This window comes from Microbacterium karelineae (assembly GCF_009745985.1).
Classification (GTDB): Bacteria; Actinomycetota; Actinomycetes; order Actinomycetales; family Microbacteriaceae; genus Microbacterium; species Microbacterium karelineae.
Genome location: NZ_WFIX01000021.1, coordinates 1 through 959, shown reverse-complemented (window position 1 = coordinate 959; position 959 = coordinate 1). Strand labels below are relative to the sequence as shown.

General features: G+C 38.2%; 1 protein-coding gene. It reads right to left on the bottom strand.

All coding sequences use genetic code 11. From position 1 onward, the window contains the following. On the bottom strand, positions 1-959 hold a 959-nt coding region (locus tag GB932_RS21765), incomplete at both ends, for a SusC/RagA family TonB-linked outer membrane protein (RefSeq protein ID WP_156758778.1).

Sequence of the window (959 nt, the reverse complement as noted above, 5' to 3'; positions counted from 1 at the left end):
AGGTTATATGCTCCTGGAACAAACAATGCTGTAGATTCACCAGATCCTACTGAAACCTCAGGTTCTCCGTGGAATTTAGTCACTGTAAATAAGTTTTGTCCCTGTACATAAGCTCTAAGCTTATTGATTGGTGATCCTTCTCCAAGGAATGCTTTATCAAATGTATATCCTAATGTAAGTGATCTTAATCTTAAGTAATCTGATTTTTCAATCCACTGATCAGAATCACGCATACCGTTTGAGTCAACTTTCTGGAATACTCCTGTATCTCCAGGGTTTTGCCAAACCTGAGCAGCAGCCTGAGCCATATTTCTACCTGCAACAGCCAACGTTGGATCCACAGCAGCAGCATACATGTTGTTATAAGTATATCCACCTAGCTTAAATGCGAAATCAGCGCTGAAATCAAGTCCTTTATATTGAACTGTAGTTCCGAATCCACCAAAACTTTTTGGGAATGGAGATTTATCGGTAAGAGGAACTGCATTGGAAGCACTGTAAACATCAGTAACATTTCCTGCTTTATCATAATATAATGCTTTTCCATTGCTTGGATCTACTCCGGCAAATCTAACATTATAGAATACATATGGAGTTTCTCCCACTTTAAGATAAGTATCTCCTAAATTTCTTTCCGACTGGCCATCTGCTAACTTGTCAAGAACAGACTTCTGGAAAGAAATATTAGCATGTAGATTCCATTGGAAATCTTTCTGCTTGATTACATCTACACTAAGTTCAACTTCAAGACCTTTCTGAGACATATCTCCTGCATTGATATACTGGTAGTATCCACCTTCCTGTTTATCCAAAGGCACAAGCTGTACGAAATCTTTTCTCTTGTTCTGATATACTTCTACGGATCCACGAACTCTTCTGTTCCACATTGTGAAATCAACCCCTAAGTTGGTAATCGCATTAGATTCCCATTTAAGATTGCTGTTCCCAATAATAAAATT